Raw genomic sequence first — 19,829 nt, forward strand, 5'->3', positions numbered from 1 at the left:
TCTCACCTCACTTTTATCATAAGCGATGTTCTTTAAACACAAACGAAACTCTTCCTAAACATTCACTTAACGACATCCATGGTTTATTGACTGCATATAGTAAAATTGATTATTTGATAAGAATATTCTGAAACCTAAACAAAAGCTAAATTCTTTCCTTTTCCAACTCTTATGTATTCGATTTCATTTAAAATGAGAAAAAAAGGAGGGTAACTTATGACGTTAGAAGAGAACAAAATCCTCATGGTGGATGATGACGAACATATCTTAAACTTATTAATAACTTGCTTTGAAAAGGAAGGTTTCAGCAATATTTCCACAGCTATGACAGGGAGCGAAACCCTTCTGAAAATCGATCAGGAACTTCCAAATATTATTTTATTAGATGTCATGCTTCCGGACACTGATGGCTTCACCTTATGCAGCAAAATACGCTCGCATACAAATGTGCCGATACTCTTCTTAACGGCAAAAACAACAGATTTAGATAAATTGCAAGGGTTTAGTTTTGGGGGAGATGACTATATTACTAAACCATTTAATCCACTAGAAATTGTAGCTCGTGTAAAAGCCCAATTAAAGAGAACGACTCAACTCTCTTCTTCTTACCCTCTAAAACAGGTATACGATTATGAATATTTTAAAATAGATCCCAATACCGGAAGACTTGTTGTTAACGGGACAAGAATAGATTGCCCTGCTCAGGAAATGAAACTTCTGATTTATTTCTGTGAACATCCCAATCAAATTTTAAGTAAACACCAAATTTATAAAGATGTGTGGGGGGAGTTTTATGGCGGAGATAGTACTGTAATGGTACATGTAAGACGATTACGTGAAAAATTAGAGGAAGACCCGAGCAGACCTAGATGGATTAAAACGGTTCGAGGACAGGGCTATATATTTGAAGCAGAGCCTATAGATGAGGATTTATTTTGAAGCTGAGAAATAGGATAGCATTTTACTTCGTATCGAGACTTTTTTTACTCATGTTTATTTGGGGTGTGCTCATTGTGGGCAGTATCATATTTTTCAGCCTCGTCTTAGGTCAGAATAAAATGGAAACGCCGCACTTATCCTTAAAAAAAATTGTTGACCAAACAGTTGTTGCAGATAAACAATTTTCAATAAATACGAAAGCAAAAGAAGATTTATTAGAGAACCGGATGTGGATTCAAATTTTAGATGAACAAGGAGATGAGGTTTTTTCTTTTAATAAACCTCAAAATATACCTAAGCATTATATTCTTGGAGAGTTAATATCAGATTACATGTATCCTGCCAAAAAAGGTTATCAATTATCTACGTGGTATGAAACGAAAAACAATCAGGATTTAACATGGGTATTGGGAAAGCCGATGGAAAAAAATAACCCTTTTTTCTATTGGGTGAATAACTTGTGGATTGTTTCTATTATTATGGCAGGGATTGTCATTGCAATATTTTACGGAAAAAAACTAGGTGCTCCCCTGCTGTTTATTGTATCTTGGATTGAGAATTTGTCTAAAGAAAAATATGAAGAACCTTATGATTGGAAGTTTCATTCAAGCAAATATAGACATAATAAATCTGGATATAAGACCTATCAAGAATTAATGCAGGCTCTGTCTGAACTTACCTCAACGCTTCAAAGGAATAAGGCTGAGCGAGAATTATTGGAAAAGACACGAGAAGAGTGGATGGCCGGTGTCTCACATGATTTAAAAACCCCTCTTTCGGTTATTAAGGGATATACGGTTCTTTTATCTTCAAATGAATATGAGTGGGAAAATCAGCAAGTGCGTGATTTTTCCTTAATAATGGAAGAACGTGTCGAATATATGGAAAAGCTGATTGAAGATTTCAACTTAACTTTTCAATTGAAAAATGAGTCGCTTCCAATCCATCTTGAAGAAAAAAACGTAGTGAAAGTAATTCATGACACTTTAGAAAAAATGAAGCTGCTACCGGAGTCAGAAAATAAGAGATTCGCTTTAGAATCCAGTCACAATAAGATACTTTTTAATATGGATGAAAGGTACCTAAAGCGTGCAGTTGAAAACTTGATTGCTAATTGTATTAAACATAATCCTCCGGGCACTAAAATAAAGGTCATATTATATCAGGACGTGTTACATGACAATGAAATACAAATTATAATAGAAGACGATGGGATAGGAATGGACGAAGAGACGGTCGAATGTTTATTTGATCGGTATTTCAGAGGGACAAGCGCTACGTCAAATAACTCAGGGACTGGATTAGGAATGGCTATTGCTCAACAAATTATCAAGGCACATGGGGGAAATATTGATATATATAGTCAGCCGGGAATTGGCACAAGATTTAAAATTACCTTTCCGAGTCCGCCATCTAAGTATAACAATGTCAATTAGAAATAATCGATCTTACATTGAGAAAGGGAGAAGCGGGTCTTTTATAAAGGCCCGCTTTCTCATGTTGCAGAGAACCGATGAAAGCATTATGATGGGGGCATCAAATAATGAGGGCTCCGAAAAGCCGTATCCTTTTGGAGGATGGTTGCATGAATAAAATCATGATTGTGGAAGACAGTGAAGACATTCGCGGACTATTGCAGAATTACCTTGAAAAATACGGATATCAAACCGTGGCCGCCGCGGATTTCACGGCTGTTCTTGATGTTTTTTTGCGGGAAAAGCCTGATGTGGTGCTGCTTGATATCAATCTGCCGTCTTATGACGGCTATTATTGGTGCCGCCAGATCCGCCAGCATTCTACAAGCCCGATCATTTTCATCTCAGCCAGAAGCGGAGAAATGGATCAGGTGATGGCGATTGAAAACGGCGGAGATGATTATATCGAAAAACCATTTTCTTATGATATTGTGCTGGCGAAAATCAAAAGCCAGATCCGCAGGGCATACGGAGAGTACGCCGCCAAGCAGGGAGAGAAAGTGGTTGAATATGCCGGTGTGCAGCTCTTTGTGGAACGGTTTGAACTGCGTTTTCAGGACGAAAAAAGCGAGCTTTCTAAGAAAGAAAGCAAGCTTTTGGAAGTTCTGCTGGAGCGGGGAGAAAAGGTGACGAGTCGGGACCGTCTCATGGAAAAGACGTGGGACACCGACGTTTTCGTCGATGATAATACGCTTAACGTGTATATCACGCGGCTCAGAAAAAAACTGCGGGAGCTGAATGCGCCTGTTTCCATTGAATCGGTGCGGGGCGAAGGCTACCAGCTGAGGGCGCTGTCATGAAGCTGTTTCTCCGGTCTCATGCCGTGCTGATTCTGCTTTTTCTCCTTCAAGGGCTGTTTGTCTTCTTTTATTACTGGTTTGCGGGTCTTCATTCTTTTTCCCACCTGTTTTACATATTGGGCGTGCAGCTTCTTATTTTGGCGGGTTATCTTGCCTATCGCTGGTACAAAGACCGCGGCGTGTATCATTGGCTCAGCTCGGAGCAGGAAGGGACGGACATCCCGTATCTCGGTTCTTCGGTGTTCTGTTCAGAGCTGTATGAAAAGCAGATGGAGCTGACCCGGCTGCAGCACCAGAAGCTCCATGAGACCGAAGCCAAGCTCGACGCGCGGGTGACGTATATGAATCAATGGGTGCACCAAGTAAAGACGCCGCTGTCGGTCATTAATTTAATCATTCAGGAAGAAGATGAGCCCGTCTTTGAACAAATCAAAAAAGAGGTTCGGCAGATTGAATTCGGGCTGGAGACGCTTCTTTATTCATCAAGGCTTGACCTGTTTGAGCGGGATTTTAAAGTCGAAGCGGTTTCCTTATCAGAGCTTCTCCAATCAGTCATTCAAAGCTATAAACGATTCTTTATTCAATACCGCGTTTATCCGAAAATGGACATTCGCGATGATCATCAGATTTACACCGATGCGAAATGGCTCAAATTTGCGATCGGCCAAGTGGTCACAAATGCGGTCAAGTATTCGGCAGGCAAGAGTGACAGACTTGAGCTGAATGTCTTCCGCGATGAAGACAGGACGGTGCTTGAAGTCAAAGATTACGGTGTCGGCATTCCCTCGCAAGATATCAAGCGGGTGTTTGACCCTTATTACACCGGCGAAAACGGGCGGCGTTTCCAAGAATCTACGGGGATCGGCCTCCATCTCGTCAAAGAAATTACGGGCAAGCTCAATCATACGGTGGACATCAGCTCGTCCCCCGGTGAAGGGACATCGGTCCGATTTTCATTTCTTACAAAAATGTAAGGCTGCGTTAAGAAAACAACATAGCTCGTTTTGTTTCCCCTTGATAACATGGATTTACGTCAAGGGGATTTTTATGTTAAATGCCCCGGCACTACATGAAAGCAGCCCAGACCAACAAGAATAAAACCATAAGGAGGATTTTCATGGCGAATATGCTTGAAGTCAAACATATAAATAAAACCTATAAAGGACAAGTGTCCTATCAAGCTTTAAAACAAATTTCGTTTTCAATAGAAGAAGGCGGGTTCACGGCGGTGATGGGACCGTCCGGCTCCGGAAAAACAACGCTTTTGAATATCATTTCAACGATCGACCGGCCGGATTCAGGCGATATCCTGATTCACGGAGAAAACCCGCACCGCCTGAAGCGGACAAAGCTCGCTCATTTCCGCCGCAAGCAGCTCGGATTTGTGTTTCAGGATTTCAACCTTCTGGACACGCTGACGATCGGTGAAAATATCATGCTGCCGTTAACGCTTGAAAAAGAAGCGCCGTCTGTCATGGAAGAAAAACTGCACGGCATCGCGGCAAAGCTCGGAATCGAAGACCTGCTCAACAAACGGACGTTTGAAGTATCCGGCGGACAGCGCCAGCGGGCCGCCATCGCAAGGGCGGTCATTCATAAGCCGTCACTCATTCTGGCCGATGAACCGACGGGAAACCTTGATTCCAAAGCGTCAAAAGACGTCATGGAAACGATGCAGAGCCTGAACCAGGATGATCATATCACGGCTTTGATGGTGACCCATGATCCGGTTGCGGCAAGCTACTGCCGCCGCGTCATCTTTATAAAAGACGGCGAACTGTTTAATGAGATTTACCGCGGGGAAAACCGCCAAGTATTTTATGAACAGATTCTTGATGTGCTGTCTATGCTGGGGGGAAACGCAAATGACCTTTCTTCAGTTCGCTTATAAAAACGTCACGAGAAACAAAAGGGCCTATCTTGCTTTCTTTTTAAGCAGCGCTTTTTCCGTTTTGATTTTCTTTACCTTTGCGATGTTCCTGTTTCATCCGGCACTAAAGGAAGGCTACCTGAATAACATCGCCAGAAAAGGCTTAACCGCCGCGGAATGGATGATCTTTGTTTTTTCTTTCTTATTTGTTCTGTATTCGGTTAACGCATTTTTGAAATCGAGAAATAAAGAATTCGGTATCCTGCTGATGCAGGGTATTACGCCGGGGCAGCTGAGAAAGCTCATTACGGCGGAAAACATGATCATCGGCGTCATGTCGATCGCAGCCGGGATTATCGGAGGATTCATTTTTTCGAAAACGTTCTTTACGGTCGGCGCTTATATTTTAGAAATGGACGCGCTGCCTCTGTACATGCCTTGGAAAGCGCTCGGCATTACGGCCGGCGGATTTCTGCTCTTATTTTTCCTTTTATCGCAGTTCACGATCCTTTTTGTCAGATCAAATACGGTGATCAAATTAATAAAGGGCACTGACAAGATCAAGCCGGAGCCGAAGCCGTCCGTGCTTCTGTCCTTATTCGGCATCGCCTGTCTTTGCGGCGGGTACGGCATGGTTCTGAAAGGCAATGTCCACGGGACTCAACCGTTCATCATTTTACTGCTTACCGTCATCGGCACGTATTTCTTTTTCAGCCAAAGCAGCATCTGGATTCTGCGCGCGCTGAAGAAGTGGAAAACCTTTTATCTGCGCGGGAAAAATGTCATTTGGGTTTCTGACCTTGTTTATCGTTTAAAAGACAACGCCCGCCTGTTCTTTATCGTCAGCATTATTTCCGCGGTTGCGTTTACTGCGACAGGCGTGCTCGCAATGTACAAATCGACCGTCGGGGCGGAAGAGTCCGCCTATGAGATGGAGTATGTATCTTTCAGCAATAATTCAAAAGAAAAGACTCATTTGAAAGATATTGACCATGAACTGAAAACACACGGCTTTACGTATAAGAAAGACAAAATAAATGTTTCCTATGTCCGCTATCAGGAAGGAGATACTGTTCCGCCTATTTACATGATCAGCAAATCGGATTTATCAAAATACTTCCATGTCAAGCTGAGCGGCCTGAAACATGATGAGGCTGTCTATTTCCCGGGCACGTATGACCGCAATTTCAAAAACGAAGCGCCGGATCAGCTGAAGCTGCTGAACCAAAAAGGCAAGCCGTCTGACCAAAAACTGACGGTAAAAGAAGTCAAAAAACCGCTGATCTCATTGAATGCCATCATCGCGGTGAACGATCAAACCTTTGATCAGCTCAAATCACTCGGTGATAAAGCGTCATTATACGGCTACAGCTACGATCATTGGAAAGACAGTCTTGGGTTCAGCCAATCTCTGAAAGATGAAATCTACGGCAACTATATCGACGTGCATTCTGATTTTATGTCAAAAGCCGGCACCTACTATGATACGGTGCAGCTGCCGAGCCTGAGTTTATTCATCGGCCTGTTTATCGCCATCGTCTTCTTTGTCGCGGCAGCAAGTTTCTTATATTTCAGGCTGTTCACCGATTTAGATGAGGACCGGGAGCGCTACCGTTCACTGGCCAAAATCGGCCTGAGTGAGCGTGAAATGGCACAAAGCGTGACAATACAATTGGCCATTCTTTTCTTCTTTCCATTTGTCATTGCCGTCATGCATACACTGTTTGCCTTGAGAACATTGGCCGTGGAAGGCTATTCCGATGTAGCGGGGCCGCTCAGTCTGACCATCGGAGGGTTTTTCATCTTTCAGCTTCTGTTCTTCCTCGCGGTGCGGACAAGCTATTTGAAAAAAATGAACAAGTAAGGGGAGTGCAAAGATGAAAAAAGCATTGGCAATCCTGGCCGTCTTGGCGGCCGCTGCCGTCATATACGGACTTCTCTTTTTTCATAATGATGTTACAGACAGATTTAATCCGTTTATTCACCAGCAAGATGTTTATGTACAGATTGATCGAGATGGCAAACATCTTAGCCCGGGCGGTACTGAGTATACATTAGACGGATATAACGCATCCGGGAAAAAAGAAGAAGTGACCTTTTTCGCCGGGAAAGACCTTCGGAAGAACGCGTATTTGAAGGTGAAGGCGAAAGGAAAGTATGTCGAGACCTGGGAAGAAGTCAGATTTGAAGATATGCCGGGCTCCGTACAGTCAAAATTAAAGTGAACATGAAAAGCGGCACAGTGTCATGACTGTGCCGCTTTTTTTATTTTTTATTTTCTTCAGCCCGTTTGATCAGCATGTCGGTGATGATATCCATCTGTTTGCTGACGGCAATCGGGTCATACGGATAGAAGGTGTTGAAATCGTTGATAAAGACACGGTTGTTCTTTACGGCATCGAGATTTTTCCAAACGGATGACTCTTTCAGACGCTCAAATGTTTTGCTTTCTCCATTCGGATTGTAATCGGTAATGAACATATAATCAGCCGCATATTGAGGGATGACCTCTTGGGAAACCTGTTTCATGGCGCCCGTTTTCATGATGTCTTTTTCGATTTTGGCCGGCGCTTTCAATCCGAGCGCGTTATAAACGGCTTGGCCGCCGCGGCCGGAATTGTCATTGAAAATCCAGATTTCGCCTTTATCCGTCGTTTCATAAAGGCCGACTGTCTCGTCTTTGCCGATCACGTTTTTGAGGCGCTTTTGATTCGCTTCGGCTTTTTTGTTGAAGTCTGCCATAAAGCTTTTGGCTTTATCCTTCGCCCCGGCAATGTCGCCGAATAGGCTGACCGTATCTTTCGTATTCTTTGCGGTGTTAAAAGGAATGACAATCGTCGGTGCGATTTTCGATAGTTTTTCGTATTGGTCATCCTTCATCAGCACGATTAAATCAGGCTTCAGCTGCATCACTTTCTCCACATTGACGGGATTGCCGATGTCCGTGGTGTTTTTCAGCTGTTTTTTGATAAACGGATTTTTGAAAGCCCATGAGCCCGCCCCGACGACATTTGCGTCAACGGACAGCAGCTCACCTGCATAAAAGTCAGTGACGATCCGTTTCGGATGTGCGGGTATGTCAATATTTCCTTTTGTTGATTCATATGTACGCATGTCTGTCTTTCCTTTGCCTGATGCCGATCCGTTGTTTTCCTTCGCGCCGCTGCAAGCGCTTAATGCGAAAACAAGCAGAAGTGCCAGGCCGATCAGCCATGATTGTTTCTTCATAATGATCCCCCTATTTCGGTGATAATGATTATCATTATTAATATAGCAGGAAGACGTCATTCCGTCTATGTTTTTTATAGAAAACCTTCCTTGATTATCCATGTTATAGTAGTAAAGGAGGAGGAATGAATGTTGATTACGAAAAGAGGGACTTGGTGGGAAGTGCTGCACAGCTGGTGGCTGCTGCTGACTTTTGCGCCGTTTGCGCTGACCGCTTTCTTGGCCTTTTTCTATATCGGCTACCGGGCCAAGAACAAAAAATGGCTGAAATACGGACTTATCTATTTTATTATTTTAGCAATTGCTTTTGTGCTGCCGAGCACGCCGGGCGTGTATATCGTGCTGCCTTTATGGGTCATCTCCATCATCCACGGGCTGAAAGTGCGGGCGGCTTATTTGATACAGCTTGATGTGTTTAAACAAAACGTCGAAGCAAGAGCGTTTGAAGCGGTAAGGCATGAGGCGGAAGCAAAATTCGGCGGAAAACCCGCTCATCGCATTGATCTGACAAAACAGAGATAAAAACAAATGACAAAGCCGGTATCTCGCGCTTTGTCATTTGCATGACCGGCCTATTGCTGGTATGAGTGCTGCTGAAACGGTGTGTGATGCTGTGTTTGCGGGAATGAAGAAACATTAGCGTTTGCCATCGGTGCAGGCATGTGTCCGCTTACTTCCTGCTGAAGCTGATTGCACACATTCACGATTTGCTGGCATTTCTGAATGGCCGCTTCATGCCCCTGCAGCGCTTGCTGAATGGTATGAACGGCATGCTGTTCATGGTTAAGCATCTGCTGAAGCATTTGAATGTTTTGCTGTTCCTGCTGGAGCATTTGCTTGTACTGCTGACTGCTTTGCTGTGTCTGCTGAATAAGCTGCTGTGCTGTTTGGCGGCATTGCTGCAGCTGATTTCCGCTGTATTGGTTTTGATACATCATGAAGACCTCCTGGAGTGATTGATTTTACACATTTATCATGTGAAAGAATAGGAGAGGCATTCATGCAAGAAAAGGATTCAAATATTTACCTGTTATGTACAGAGCGGAATACAAGGCTCGGGATGGCCTGTCGAGCTTTGTATTCCGGCCCTTTTTCTCAGAAGCCGCCTTCTGTAGCGTGAAAAGGAATATTGAGTCTGTTTTCGACTGCGCGCAGGCGCTGATTCAAACGGTTTAAGCGGCGGGTATGGATTTCAATGGACTGGCTCAGCCGTCTGATCTGCTCATTCATACGCGTGATTTCCCGGTTTTGGCGCTGGTCTTCTTGTGAGAGGCGGGTGAGCTCTCTCGTTTGCTGGGCGTTTTGTCTTTCAAGCTGGGCGACTCTCCGTTCTAAAGCCGTCGGCTGCCGCTCTTCAGACTGAGGGGGCGCATAATAATAGCTTTCCTGCTGCTGATACGGCTCATACTCAACGCGGTTCACTTCGTATTCCTGCTGCTGAGGGAAATAGGCAGGCGGGGTGTAGTACTGATATGGGTTCATTCATCATTCTCCTTATCTAGTGAAGTCTTTATACACTATGTAGTCAATTGCACAGTGCCACGGCATCTGCCTAAGTTACAGGCGTAAAAAAGCTTCAAAGGAAGGTGATCATGTTGCGGAACATACGGATTTTCATCATGACGGTTCTTGTTTTCGGATGCGTCATGATAACAGGCTGCTCGCAAAAGAAAGCAGACGATACCCCTTTTTATTACGGGACATGGGATGCAGGGCTGAAACCGGGCCCGATGGACGGGGTCAGATCTGAAACCGTCACGTTTACGAAAGACAGCGTGCTGACAAAGCAGGTCATTCAAGGCCGCGGCGAGGTTGCCATGCCCTCAGATGTGTACAAGGTGATCTCACAAAACACGGACGGGACGATCGAGATTGAATACCTCGGACATCCGCATCCCGTCAAAAGCACGTTGAAAAGAGGAAAAAACGGTACGCTCATTTGGAAGATATACGGAGAAACAAAAACAATGACAAGAATAAAAACCGGCGGGGAGGATGCACATGAGAAATAAGGCTGCCGACAGACTCGTTTTGACGGGTGTCATCGTACATATCATTCAATGGTTTTCACTGTTATGGTTATTTTTTATGCTTTTTGATCAGTTCGGGCGTTTTACCATTTACAATCCCAATGTCGTCAACGGCAGCATGCAGTCTTTTTCATTCTTTGATATGATGCGCGCTCTTCTGTTTTCCGGCACGCTGCGGAATACGCTTCTGCTGTTTCTGTTTGCGGCAATGCTCATTTACTTGTGGGTGAACGCTCTGTTTATCCTGCTGGAAATCGTTTCTTATATCATGATCAGGCGGAACAGCCGTTCATTATGGGCATACTTTCCCGCAGCGATGGGAATAAAGCTTGCCCTTCTGGACATAGCGGCCGTCCCTTTCTTTGCGGCGGGGCTGATGCTCTTGAAGCAGAAAACAGACGACGGCGGCGAACAAGCTGACAAGGGGAAAAGACGGCCCCGCATCCGGAGGCAGGCCCGTTATACGAAGAGAAGGCGGAGAAACTCGTCCGTTTGATTTTTCATTGAAACGAAAAAACGATATGATGAAAGCATAAGAAGAAAAGGACACAAAGGAGATGCAGGATGTACAAGTTAATCGCAATAGATATGGACGGAACACTATTAAACGATCATCATGAAGTGACGGCTGAAGTCCGCGGGGCGCTTGATGCCGCCAAAGCGGAAGGGGTCAATATCGTCCTGTGCACGGGCCGGCCGATCGGCGGCGTGCGTCGGTATTTGGAAGAGCTGAACTTACAGGAAGAAGGCGACTTTGTGATTGCCTATAACGGCGCACTCGTCCAAAATACGTATACAAACGGTGTCGTGGCCGAGCAGTCATTAGGCTTTGAGGATTTGAAGTCGCTTTACGAGCTGAGCTTACAGCTGGATACTCCGATGCATTACTTTGACACAGCCAATCTGTACACGCCGAACCGGGATATCAGTGAATACACGGTATACGAATCATACATTACGAAAGTGCCGCTTCATTTCCGCACGATCGATGAAGTGCCGAAGGATATTCTGATTCCGAAAGTCATGTTCATTGACGATCCGGACAAGCTGGAGAAAGCGATCGCTTCCATTCCGGAATCATTCAAAGAAACATACACAATGGTCAAAAGTGCGCCATTCTTCCATGAGATTCTTCACCCGAAAGTCAGTAAAGGAAACGCGGTTAAGCTGCTGGCCGAAAAACTCGGCATTGAACAGAAAGACGTCATGGCAATCGGCGATAACGGCAACGACATGTCCATGATTCAGTGGGCCGGCTGCGGTGTGGCAATGGCCAATGCCATCCCGGAAGTAAGGGAGATTGCCGATTTTGAAACGAAATCAAATAACGAACACGGCGTGGCGTATGCGATTCAGGAGCTTGTGCTGAAAAAATAGGCACCCCATCAGAGGGTGCTTTTTTACCGCGTATTTTGGTGATATGATAAGCGGAGAGGGGAGGCGCGACATGGATCGTGAAAAACAGCAGCTCAGCATAGAAGCGGCAAAACTATATTATCAATCAGATTACAGCCAGCAGCAGATCGCCGAACGGCTTAATCTGTCACGCCCCACCGTTTCAAGGCTGCTTCAGTACGCAAAGGAAAAAGGGTATGTGCAAATTCGCGTCATGGACCCATTTGAGGATCTGGACGAACTAGGCGCGAAGCTGGAAGAAAAATACGGGCTGCTTGAGGCGCACGTCGTCTTTTCTCCAAGCGACGATTACCAGGCCATTACACATTACTTAAGCCGCTATGGCGCAGACTATATGCATAAAACCGTAAAGGACGGCGATATACTCGGCGTAAGCTGGGGGACGACGATGTACCAGATCGCAAGCCGCATGGAGCCGAAGCAGGTAAAGAGCGTTGAAGTTGTGCAGCTGAAAGGCGGCATCAGTCATTCCAATGTCAATACGTATTCGTCAGAAACGATTCAGCTGTTCGCCGAAGCATTTCAGACGATGCCGAGGTATTTGCCGCTGCCGGTTATATTTGACAGCGCCGATGTGAAACAGATGGTCGAGCGGGACAGACATATTAAGCGGATCATTGAAATGGGCAGACAAGCCAATATCGCCCTGTTTACGGTCGGAACCGTCCGGGATGAGGCGCTGCTTTTCAGACTCGGCTATTTCCGGGAAGAAGAGAAACAATTGCTGAAAGCGCACGGGGTCGGGGATATTTGTTCGCGCTTTTTTGACGCGGAAGGCAGGATTTGCAGCAGCAGCATTAACGGCCGGACGATCGGAGTCGAGCTCAGCGACTTGAAAATGAAAGAGCGTTCGATTCTGGTGGCGGGCGGCAGCAGAAAATGCAAGGCCATTCACGGTGCCCTCAAAGGAAAGTACGCCAACGTTTTGATTACCGATCAGCATACGGCCAAAAAACTCATTCAAGAATTGTGACAATTCATGAACATAATTTCAATTACCAATTTACATATGTTCATAATTCGGTTATTCTAAACGTATCCTAGGAAAAAGGAAGTGCATACAATGTCAATTGCAAGTCAAATAGACCATACTGCTTTGAAACCGCATACACAAAAAGCAGATATTTTACAACTGATAAAAGAAGCAAAAGAATATAAATTCGCTTCCGTTTGTGTAAACCCGACTTGGGTCAAACTCGCAGCGGAGGAACTGAAGGGCACGGGAGTTGACGTTTGCACCGTTATCGGATTTCCTCTCGGCGCAACGACATCGGAAACAAAAGCATTTGAAACGAAGGATGCCATCTCAAAAGGAGCCACTGAGGTTGACATGGTCATCAATATCGGCGCATTAAAAGACGGCGATGATGAAGCGGTTGAAGCTGATATCCGCGCAGTAGTTGAAGCAGCTGATAAAAAAGCGCTCGTCAAAGTGATCATCGAAACATGCCTTTTGACAGATGAAGAAAAAGAGCGCGCGTGCCGCTTAGCGGTATCAGCAGGCGCCGATTTCGTCAAAACGTCTACCGGTTTTTCTACAGGCGGGGCAACGGCTGAAGATATCGCTCTTATGAGAAAAACAGTCGGACCGGACATCGGGGTCAAAGCATCAGGCGGCATCAGAACAAAAGCTGATGTTGACAGCATGATCGCTGCGGGCGCGAGCCGGATCGGCGCAAGTGCGGGCGTCTCTATTGTGAGCGGCGGAGACAGCGGCAGCAGCGACTATTAATCAGCAGTGCGGAAGCTGAAAGCTTCCGCCATCCTCTTTCTTTGTTGATGCATAAAAAATTGTAAGCGAATACAAATAAAAGGAGAACACATATGAAGTATCTCATCGGAATTATCGGAATCATTGTGTTTTTAGGTCTTGCCTGGCTTGCCAGCAACGGCAAAAAAAGAATCAGAATCCGGCCGATCGCCGTCATGCTCGTGCTGCAGCTGATTCTCGGTTATATTCTCCTCAACACCGGTATCGGGAATTTTCTTGTCGGCGGTTTTGCAAAAGGATTTAACTACTTGCTGGAATATGCATCAGAAGGGATTAACTTTGTATTCGGCGGGCTTGTGAATGCGAAACAGACGACGTTCTTCATGAGCGTGCTTCTGCCGATCGTCTTTATATCCGCTTTAATCGGAATTCTGCAGCATTGGAAGGTCCTTCCCTTCATCACGAAGTATATCGGTCTTGCGTTAAGCAAGGTGAACGGAATGGGGAAAATCGAATCTTACAACGCTGTTGCATCCGCGATTTTAGGGCAATCAGAAGTCTTTATCAGTTTGAAAAAACAGCTCGGTTATCTTACTGAACAGCGCTTATATACGCTTTGCGCGTCCGCAATGTCGACGGTCTCAATGTCGATCGTCGGTTCTTACATGATGATGCTGAAGCCTGAATACGTCGTGACGGCGCTTGTGCTGAACTTATTCGGCGGATTTATCATCGCTTCTATCATTAACCCGTACACCGTCAGCAAAGAAGAGGATTTGATCGTCGTTCCTGAAGAAGAAAAGCAATCCTTTTTTGAAGTGCTCGGTGAGTATATAATGGATGGATTCAGAGTCGCCGTCGTCGTAGCGGCGATGCTGATCGGATTTGTCGCACTCATTGCCCTGGTCAACGGCGTTTTTAACGCGGTCTTCGGCATTACATTCCAGGCGCTGCTCGGATATGTATTCGCGCCGTTTGCGTTTTTAACCGGTATTCCGTGGAATGAAGCGGTGAGCGCCGGAAGCATTATGGCGACGAAAATGGTATCGAATGAATTTGTGGCGATGCAGACACTCTCATCCGGCGATTTCCATTTCAGTGCGCATACACAGGCAGTGGTATCTGTATTCCTTGTCTCATTCGCGAATTTCTCCTCTATCGGAATCATTACCGGTGCGGTGAAAGGGCTGCATGAAAAACAAGGAAACGTCGTCGCGCGGTTCGGGCTGAAGCTGCTGTACGGCGCAACACTCGTCAGCTTCTTGACAGCGGCGATCGTCGGATTGATTCACTGAACATAAATGAAGGACAGGTGATAGATCATGAGAATGGTAGATCTTATTGTAAAAAAACAAAATGGAAAAGAACTGACAACAGAAGAAATTCAATTTTTCGTAAAAGGATACACGGACGGAAGCATCCCTGATTATCAGGCAAGCGCACTGGCTATGGCGATTTACTTTCAGGATATGACAGATCAGGAGCGCGCCGATCTGACAATGGCGATGGTGAATTCAGGGGAAACGATTGATCTCTCCGCCATTGAAGGCATTAAGGTCGACAAGCACTCTACGGGCGGGGTCGGCGACACGACAACTCTCGTACTCGCACCGCTCGTCGCGGCGCTCGGCGTTCCCGTCGCTAAAATGTCCGGCCGCGGTCTTGGCCATACGGGGGGTACCATTGATAAGCTGGAAGCGATCGAAGGCTTCCATGTGGAATTGTCAAAAGATGAATTCATCAAGCTTGTGAACCGCGACAAGGTAGCGGTCATCGGACAAAGCGGCAATTTGACGCCTGCCGATAAAAAGCTGTATGCGCTGCGTGATGTAACGGGTACGGTGAACTCCATCCCGCTGATCGCAAGCTCAATTATGAGTAAAAAAATCGCCGCCGGAGCAGATGCCATCGTGCTTGACGTCAAAACGGGAGCCGGCGCGTTTATGAAAACGGATGAAGACGCCGTGAACCTCGCCAAAGCAATGGTCCGCATCGGAAACAACGTCGGCCGCCAGACGATGGCCGTGATTTCTGACATGTCGCAGCCGCTCGGTTTTGCGATCGGGAATGCCCTGGAAGTACAAGAAGCCATTGATACGTTAAGAGGGGAAGGGCCTGAAGACTTAAACGAACTCGTCCTCACGCTCGGCAGCCAAATGGTCGTATTGGCGAAAAAAGCTGAGACATTGGAAGAAGCGAGAACGAAGCTTCAGGAAGTCATGAAAAACGGCAAAGCGCTTGAAAAGTTCAAAGAGTTCCTGAGCAATCAGGGAGGAGACGCTTCTGTTGTTGACGATCCGTCCAAACTTCCGCAGGCGGCGTACAAAATTGACGTTCCGGCGAAAGAAGCGGGTGTCGTTTCAGAAATCGTCGCCGACGAAATCGGCGTCGCAGCGATGCTGTTGGGCGCGGGACGTGCAACAAAAGAGGACGAAATCGATCTTGCCGTCGGCATTATGCTCCGCAAAAAAGTCGGTGACAACGTCGAAAAAGGCGAGCCGCTCGTCACCCTTTACGCCAACCGCGAAAACGTTGAAGACGTGACCGCCAAAGTCTATGACAACATCCGCATCTCAGAAAAAGCGGAAGCGCCGAAACTGATTCATACGCTGATTACGGAATAAGAGAAGAAAGGCACATACCTCATGAGTATGTGCCTTTTTTATGGCATGGTTTTATCCAAATGAATGTCACGGACGGATTGTTTCGGCTGTTTCTTTCTCAAAAAACGAATGAGATAGCACAGGATCATACAAGGAATTCCGCAGAAGAGGGCGATTCTTTGATTGGGATCAAATGCAAGGCCTACGCATGAAGCGAAACATAAGATCACAGCGGCGATCGGAACGAGAGGGTATAACGGTGTGCGGAAGGTCAGATCCGAGACGCGTCCGCCGTTTTTCACATAATGTTTTCGAAATAACAGCTGAGACAGGGCGATGCTCATCCATACCACGACGCCGGCAAATCCGGCTATTGCCACAAGCACCACGTAGACCGTGCCCGGGGCGGCGATGCTTGAGATCAAGGATATGCAGGAAACGGCCATGCTGGCGAGCAGGGCATTCAGCGGAATGCCTTTCGGCGTGACTTTTTTGAAACGGGCGCTGATCATGTTTTCATTCGCAAGAGACCACAGCATCCGGGTGGAAGCATACAGTCCGGAGTTGGCGACCGAAAGCAAAGCCGTTAAAATCACGAAGTTCATGATATCTGCGGCGTATGGGATACCGATTTGGGAAAAGACCGCGACAAACGGACTTTCAATCACACCGGCTTCCTTCCAGGAGATCAGTCCGGACAGCACAAAAATGGCGCCGATAAAAAAGATGACCGTTCTCCAGGCGACATTTCGGATCGAACGCGGAATATCTTTTGCCGGATTGGCGGTTTCACCCGCGGTAATTCCGATCAGCTCCGTCCCTGAAAAGGCGAAGCTTACGGAAATCATTGCGATGAAAACCGCAAGAAAGCCGTTCGGAAACAGTCCGCCGTGTGAGGTGAAATTCGACAGCATCGGAGCTTCACCCGAACCGTGCAATGAAATCAAACCGAACATCGCGGCGCCGCCTAAGATGATAAATAAAAGGATGGTAACGATTTTGACGCTGGAAAACCAAAACTCCGTTTCTGCAAACAATTTAACGGAGAATGCATTGGCGGCAAAAAGGAGAGCCGCGAAAATCACGCTCCACATCCAGACGCTGCTGTGGGGAAACCAGCGCTGCATGAGGATACCGGAAGCTGTAAACTCCGATCCTACCGTCACCACCCAATTCACCCAATACATGATACCGACCATAAAACCCGTGGACGGCCCGATAAACGTTGTCGCATACGTTTGAAATGAACCGGTCACAGGCATGGCTACTGACAATTCTCCGAGACACTGCATGACAAGATACATCATCAAGCCGCCGATTAAGTAGGCGGCGATCGTCCCGCCCGGCCCGGCCTGGCTCAATGTATACCCTGTGCTCAAAAACAGCCCCGTGCCGATGACTCCTCCCAATGAAATCATAAATAAGTGCCTGCTTTTCATCGTGCGCTTTAGTTGATTGCCGCCTTGATCAACATCCATCGTGATCTCCCCCTTTTTGCGTGGCGTGAGAATCTTCCGGCAGCCGAGAGCACGCGTGCCGGATTTGACTTTAACGTGACAATTTAAATCCCTTTAATGCATGTAAAATGACATGTGCGGCTGCCCGGCTTGTCATATCGCGAAAATCAAGTGTCGGATCAACCTCAACGATCTCAATACCTGAGATGTCAGCCTCCTGGGCTAAAAACCTGACCGCCTGAAGCAGTTCTTCGGTATACAGACCTCCGGGGCCGATCGCAGGACAGCCGGGCGCATGAGCTTGATCCAGCACATCCATATCAACCGAAATAAAAATGGCGTCGGCTCTTTTTTGAACGGCCGGCAAGACCTCTTGTATCGTTCGGAGGAGCCCTTTCTCCCGGATCATCTCCATTGTATGCACGTCTGCCTGCCGCTCTTTTACATATTGTTCATATGCCAAGCTGTTGCTGAACTCCCTGATTCCAAGCTGAATCAGGTTTTGTCCGCTTATGATATTTTCATCTAACAGCCGGCGGAATGGCGTGCCGTTTGTCGGTCCTCCGTCTTCTGTGTTGCGGACGTCGTGGTGGGCGTCGAATTGAAAGACGGCTGTTGTTCCTTTCGTTTCCGCAATGGCTTTAATGGTGGAATAACTGATGGAGTTGTCGCCGCCGAGAATGAAGGGCACCCAGTCAGGCTGATCCGTCAGAATATCATAAATGGTCCGATAAATGTGTTCGTGAGATGTGACGACATCCGTGACGTGAATCTGAATATCGCCGATATCGTACAGATGGTCAATGACATGCTCCCGCAGCTCCGCGGAATATGCGGAAATCCCGCCGAGCGCCCGGCGGATCGCACCGGGTGCAAAGCAGGCGCCGGAATGGCTGATTGACGACTTAGAAAGCGGAACGCCGATCAAAGCCGGCCCTTTGATCGTTTGTCCCGCCCACGCTTCCGTCACATCGCCGATCCTTGTCACATGGCGGTCGTTGAAGAGAGAGCCGGCTTTTTGCAGAAACGGATACTTATCCAAGAGCGGCTCCCTCCCTTGAAACGACCGTCTTTCCGTTCTTGATGACACGGCGGACATGATTGACGCCGTAATGATACGGGATATACATGTAATTCGGCGCTTCCCAAATGACAATGTCAGCCGCCCGTCCGGCTTTAATTTGTCCGGCCTCTTCGCCTTTTCCGATCGCATACGCGGCATTAACGGTGACAGCATGCCAGATTTCTTCTGCGGTCATTTTTAAATGAAGCGCGGCAATCGACATGATGAGCTGGAGATTTTCCGTCGGTGAGCTGCCCGGGTTGAAGTCAGTCGCCAAACTGACCCGTACGCCCGCATCAATCATCTTCCGGGCTCTCGCATAAGTGTGTTTGCCGAGATAGAAAGTCGTGCCCGGCAGCAGGACGGCGATCGTTCCGGACTCCGCTAGCTTTTCGATGCCTTCGTCAGACGCCCCCACCAAATGATCGGCAGAAACAGCATGCAGTTCTGCCGCCAATTCCGCGCCGCCGAGCGGGTCAATCTCATCAGCATGGATTTTCAGGCCGAAACCAGCTTCAGACGCCTTTTTCAGGTAGTCCCTCGACTGGCTGACGGTAAAGACGCCTGTTTCTGTGAAAATATCGGCAAATTGCGCGAGGCCTTTTTCTTTTATTTCAGGCAAAAGCTGCAGCATGCGATTCAGAAATTCGTCAGGGCTGTTCCGGTACTCAGGCGGAATGGCGTGTGCCCCCATAAAGGTCGTGACAAGGTCGACCGGCTGGCGCCCGCCCAGTTTTTTCGCTGCGGTCAGCTGTTTCAGCTCCGTGTCTTTGTCGAGTCCGTACCCGCTTTTTACTTCCGCGGTCGTGATGCCGTATGACAGCATGCGTCCGAGGTGAAAAAGCCCTTTTTCAATCAGTTCTTCTTCGGAGGCGGCTTTCGTGTCTTTGACCGTTGACAAAATACCGCCGCCTTGCGCCAGAATATCCAAATAGGACATGCCCTGAATTTTTAAATTCAGTTCTTTTTCCCGGGACCCTCCGAATACAAGATGGGTATGGGGATCGACGAGGCCGGGGGTGACGAGCCGTCCCCCGCAGTCGATGATGTCTCGTGCCTCGTATCCTTCCTCCGCTCCTTGATGTCCGGCAAAAACAATGCGCCCGTCGTGAATGCCGATGACGGCATCTTCCGTGACATGAAGATCCTGCATGCTTCCGCCTGATCGGGGGCCGCCGGATTCCATCGTCAGCAGCTGGCCGATGTTGGTGAGTATGGTATCTATTTGTTTCGGCAT

General features: G+C 47.1%; 21 protein-coding genes. 15 read left to right on the plus strand and 6 right to left on the minus strand.

All coding sequences use genetic code 11. The annotated features are described in order from the left end of the window. The first annotated feature begins 216 nt into the window (after nt 1–216). The 7 genes from ACNFN4_RS05660 (at nt 217) to ACNFN4_RS05690 (ending at nt 7,309) form a co-directional block, all read left to right on the plus strand. Complete coding sequence (locus tag ACNFN4_RS05660; protein ID WP_014419282.1) at nt 217–939, plus strand: response regulator transcription factor; 723 nt, start codon at nt 217–219, stop codon at nt 937–939. Next, nucleotides 936–2,375 (plus strand): sensor histidine kinase, encoded by a 1,440-nt coding sequence (locus ACNFN4_RS05665; RefSeq protein ID WP_043858349.1) that lies wholly within the window; start codon nt 936–938, stop codon nt 2,373–2,375. The genes ACNFN4_RS05660 and ACNFN4_RS05665 overlap by 4 nt, the downstream gene beginning before the upstream one ends. A gap of 149 nt (nt 2,376–2,524) precedes the next feature. Beyond that, a complete protein-coding gene (gene yxdJ, locus ACNFN4_RS05670; RefSeq protein WP_021494677.1) occupies nt 2,525–3,214 on the plus strand; it encodes a two-component system response regulator YxdJ in 690 nt (229 codons plus the stop codon). Continuing rightward, on the plus strand, nt 3,211–4,188 hold the full coding sequence (yxdK, locus tag ACNFN4_RS05675; RefSeq protein ID WP_088056366.1) for a two-component system sensor histidine kinase YxdK: 978 nt from the start codon (nt 3,211–3,213) through the stop codon (nt 4,186–4,188). The genes yxdJ and yxdK overlap by 4 nt, the downstream gene beginning before the upstream one ends. Nucleotides 4,189–4,331: 143 nt before the next feature. Continuing rightward, nucleotides 4,332–5,105, plus strand: a complete 774-nt coding sequence (gene yxdL / locus ACNFN4_RS05680) for an ABC transporter ATP-binding protein YxdL (protein WP_007614823.1) — start codon at nt 4,332–4,334, stop codon at nt 5,103–5,105. Next, nucleotides 5,080–6,948, plus strand: coding sequence for an ABC transporter permease YxdM (gene yxdM, locus ACNFN4_RS05685; RefSeq protein WP_448200054.1), 1,869 nt, complete (start codon nt 5,080–5,082; stop codon nt 6,946–6,948). The genes yxdL and yxdM overlap by 26 nt, the downstream gene beginning before the upstream one ends. A 13-nt stretch (nt 6,949–6,961) precedes the next feature. Beyond that, nucleotides 6,962–7,309, plus strand: a complete 348-nt coding sequence (locus tag ACNFN4_RS05690) for a YxeA family protein (protein WP_004393256.1) — start codon at nt 6,962–6,964, stop codon at nt 7,307–7,309. Between the two features lie 40 nt (nt 7,310–7,349). Here the strand turns inward: ACNFN4_RS05690 and ACNFN4_RS05695 are convergent, their stop codons facing one another. Next, the gene (locus ACNFN4_RS05695) at nt 7,350–8,312 is read right to left on the minus strand and encodes an iron-hydroxamate ABC transporter substrate-binding protein (protein WP_022554000.1); all 963 of its coding nucleotides are present in this window, start codon (nt 8,310–8,312) and stop codon (nt 7,350–7,352) included. A 129-nt stretch (nt 8,313–8,441) separates the two neighbouring features. Here ACNFN4_RS05695 and ACNFN4_RS05700 point away from each other — a divergent pair, with 129 nt between their 5' ends. Then, complete coding sequence (locus ACNFN4_RS05700) at nt 8,442–8,834, plus strand: hypothetical protein (protein WP_007407824.1); 393 nt, start codon at nt 8,442–8,444, stop codon at nt 8,832–8,834. 50 nt (nt 8,835–8,884) lie between these two features. On the opposite strand, the gene ACNFN4_RS05705 is transcribed toward ACNFN4_RS05700, so the two are convergent. Both ACNFN4_RS05705 and ACNFN4_RS05710 read right to left on the minus strand, forming a co-directional pair. Further along, nucleotides 8,885–9,247 carry a hypothetical protein gene (locus tag ACNFN4_RS05705; protein ID WP_007407823.1) on the minus strand — a complete coding sequence of 121 codons (363 nt, stop codon included), beginning with the start codon at nt 9,245–9,247 and terminating at the stop codon, nt 8,885–8,887. A 160-nt stretch (nt 9,248–9,407) separates the two neighbouring features. Then, nucleotides 9,408–9,794, minus strand: coding sequence for a hypothetical protein (locus ACNFN4_RS05710; protein ID WP_014419276.1), 387 nt, complete (start codon nt 9,792–9,794; stop codon nt 9,408–9,410). Nucleotides 9,795–9,904: 110 nt separating this feature from the next. On the opposite strand from ACNFN4_RS05710, the gene ACNFN4_RS05715 reads away from it, so the two are divergent. From ACNFN4_RS05715 to ACNFN4_RS05745, 7 genes are all read left to right on the plus strand, one after another. Further along, on the plus strand, nt 9,905–10,324 hold the full coding sequence (locus ACNFN4_RS05715; protein ID WP_007407821.1) for a lipocalin family protein: 420 nt from the start codon (nt 9,905–9,907) through the stop codon (nt 10,322–10,324). Continuing rightward, complete coding sequence (locus tag ACNFN4_RS05720; RefSeq protein ID WP_015240896.1) at nt 10,314–10,838, plus strand: hypothetical protein; 525 nt, start codon at nt 10,314–10,316, stop codon at nt 10,836–10,838. The genes ACNFN4_RS05715 and ACNFN4_RS05720 overlap by 11 nt, the downstream gene beginning before the upstream one ends. A gap of 68 nt (nt 10,839–10,906) precedes the next feature. Continuing rightward, on the plus strand, nt 10,907–11,719 hold the full coding sequence (gene yidA / locus ACNFN4_RS05725) for a sugar-phosphatase (protein ID WP_280156832.1): 813 nt from the start codon (nt 10,907–10,909) through the stop codon (nt 11,717–11,719). A gap of 70 nt (nt 11,720–11,789) precedes the next feature. After that, on the plus strand, nt 11,790–12,731 hold the full coding sequence (locus ACNFN4_RS05730; RefSeq protein ID WP_014419273.1) for a sugar-binding transcriptional regulator: 942 nt from the start codon (nt 11,790–11,792) through the stop codon (nt 12,729–12,731). 90 nt (nt 12,732–12,821) lie between these two features. Continuing rightward, the gene (deoC, locus tag ACNFN4_RS05735; RefSeq protein ID WP_004393277.1) at nt 12,822–13,490 is read left to right on the plus strand and encodes a deoxyribose-phosphate aldolase; all 669 of its coding nucleotides are present in this window, start codon (nt 12,822–12,824) and stop codon (nt 13,488–13,490) included. A gap of 92 nt (nt 13,491–13,582) precedes the next feature. Then, a complete protein-coding gene (locus tag ACNFN4_RS05740; RefSeq protein ID WP_004393280.1) occupies nt 13,583–14,764 on the plus strand; it encodes a NupC/NupG family nucleoside CNT transporter in 1,182 nt (393 codons plus the stop codon). A gap of 27 nt (nt 14,765–14,791) precedes the next feature. Then, nucleotides 14,792–16,093, plus strand: coding sequence for a pyrimidine-nucleoside phosphorylase (locus ACNFN4_RS05745; protein WP_007407816.1), 1,302 nt, complete (start codon nt 14,792–14,794; stop codon nt 16,091–16,093). Between the two features lie 38 nt (nt 16,094–16,131). Here ACNFN4_RS05745 and ACNFN4_RS05750 read toward each other — a convergent pair whose 3' ends face one another. From ACNFN4_RS05750 to hutI, 3 genes are all read right to left on the minus strand, one after another. Further along, entirely contained in the window at nt 16,132–17,550 is a 1,419-nt protein-coding gene (locus tag ACNFN4_RS05750) for an amino acid permease (RefSeq protein WP_448200055.1), read from the minus strand. Between the two features lie 70 nt (nt 17,551–17,620). Continuing rightward, entirely contained in the window at nt 17,621–18,571 is a 951-nt protein-coding gene (gene hutG / locus ACNFN4_RS05755; RefSeq protein ID WP_072176812.1) for a formimidoylglutamase, read from the minus strand. Next, nucleotides 18,564–19,829 carry an imidazolonepropionase gene (gene hutI, locus ACNFN4_RS05760; RefSeq protein ID WP_053285300.1) on the minus strand — a complete coding sequence of 422 codons (1,266 nt, stop codon included), beginning with the start codon at nt 19,827–19,829 and terminating at the stop codon, nt 18,564–18,566. The genes hutG and hutI overlap by 8 nt, the downstream gene beginning before the upstream one ends.

The organism is Bacillus sp. N1(2025) (assembly GCF_053470005.1).

Excerpts from the sequence above, each read along its gene's own strand:
- ACNFN4_RS05660 (WP_014419282.1), top strand. The coding sequence starts at position 217 with ATGACGTTAGAAGAGAACAAAATCCTCATGGTGGATGATGACGAACAT.
- yxdJ (WP_021494677.1), top strand. The coding sequence starts at position 2,525 with ATGAATAAAATCATGATTGTGGAAGACAGTGAAGACATTCGCGGACTA.
- yxdK (WP_088056366.1), top strand. The coding sequence starts at position 3,211 with ATGAAGCTGTTTCTCCGGTCTCATGCCGTGCTGATTCTGCTTTTTCTC.
- yxdL (WP_007614823.1), top strand. The coding sequence starts at position 4,332 with ATGGCGAATATGCTTGAAGTCAAACATATAAATAAAACCTATAAAGGA.
- yxdM (WP_448200054.1), top strand. The coding sequence starts at position 5,080 with ATGACCTTTCTTCAGTTCGCTTATAAAAACGTCACGAGAAACAAAAGG.
- ACNFN4_RS05690 (WP_004393256.1), top strand. The coding sequence starts at position 6,962 with ATGAAAAAAGCATTGGCAATCCTGGCCGTCTTGGCGGCCGCTGCCGTC.
- ACNFN4_RS05695 (WP_022554000.1), bottom strand. The coding sequence starts at position 8,312 with ATGAAGAAACAATCATGGCTGATCGGCCTGGCACTTCTGCTTGTTTTC.
- ACNFN4_RS05700 (WP_007407824.1), top strand. The coding sequence starts at position 8,442 with ATGTTGATTACGAAAAGAGGGACTTGGTGGGAAGTGCTGCACAGCTGG.
- ACNFN4_RS05705 (WP_007407823.1), bottom strand. The coding sequence starts at position 9,247 with ATGTATCAAAACCAATACAGCGGAAATCAGCTGCAGCAATGCCGCCAA.
- ACNFN4_RS05710 (WP_014419276.1), bottom strand. The coding sequence starts at position 9,794 with ATGAACCCATATCAGTACTACACCCCGCCTGCCTATTTCCCTCAGCAG.
- ACNFN4_RS05715 (WP_007407821.1), top strand. The coding sequence starts at position 9,905 with ATGTTGCGGAACATACGGATTTTCATCATGACGGTTCTTGTTTTCGGA.
- ACNFN4_RS05720 (WP_015240896.1), top strand. The coding sequence starts at position 10,314 with ATGAGAAATAAGGCTGCCGACAGACTCGTTTTGACGGGTGTCATCGTA.
- yidA (WP_280156832.1), top strand. The coding sequence starts at position 10,907 with ATGTACAAGTTAATCGCAATAGATATGGACGGAACACTATTAAACGAT.
- ACNFN4_RS05730 (WP_014419273.1), top strand. The coding sequence starts at position 11,790 with ATGGATCGTGAAAAACAGCAGCTCAGCATAGAAGCGGCAAAACTATAT.
- deoC (WP_004393277.1), top strand. The coding sequence starts at position 12,822 with ATGTCAATTGCAAGTCAAATAGACCATACTGCTTTGAAACCGCATACA.
- ACNFN4_RS05740 (WP_004393280.1), top strand. The coding sequence starts at position 13,583 with ATGAAGTATCTCATCGGAATTATCGGAATCATTGTGTTTTTAGGTCTT.
- ACNFN4_RS05745 (WP_007407816.1), top strand. The coding sequence starts at position 14,792 with ATGAGAATGGTAGATCTTATTGTAAAAAAACAAAATGGAAAAGAACTG.
- ACNFN4_RS05750 (WP_448200055.1), bottom strand. The coding sequence starts at position 17,550 with ATGGATGTTGATCAAGGCGGCAATCAACTAAAGCGCACGATGAAAAGC.
- hutI (WP_053285300.1), bottom strand. The coding sequence starts at position 19,829 with ATGCCGAAACAAATAGATACCATACTCACCAACATCGGCCAGCTGCTG.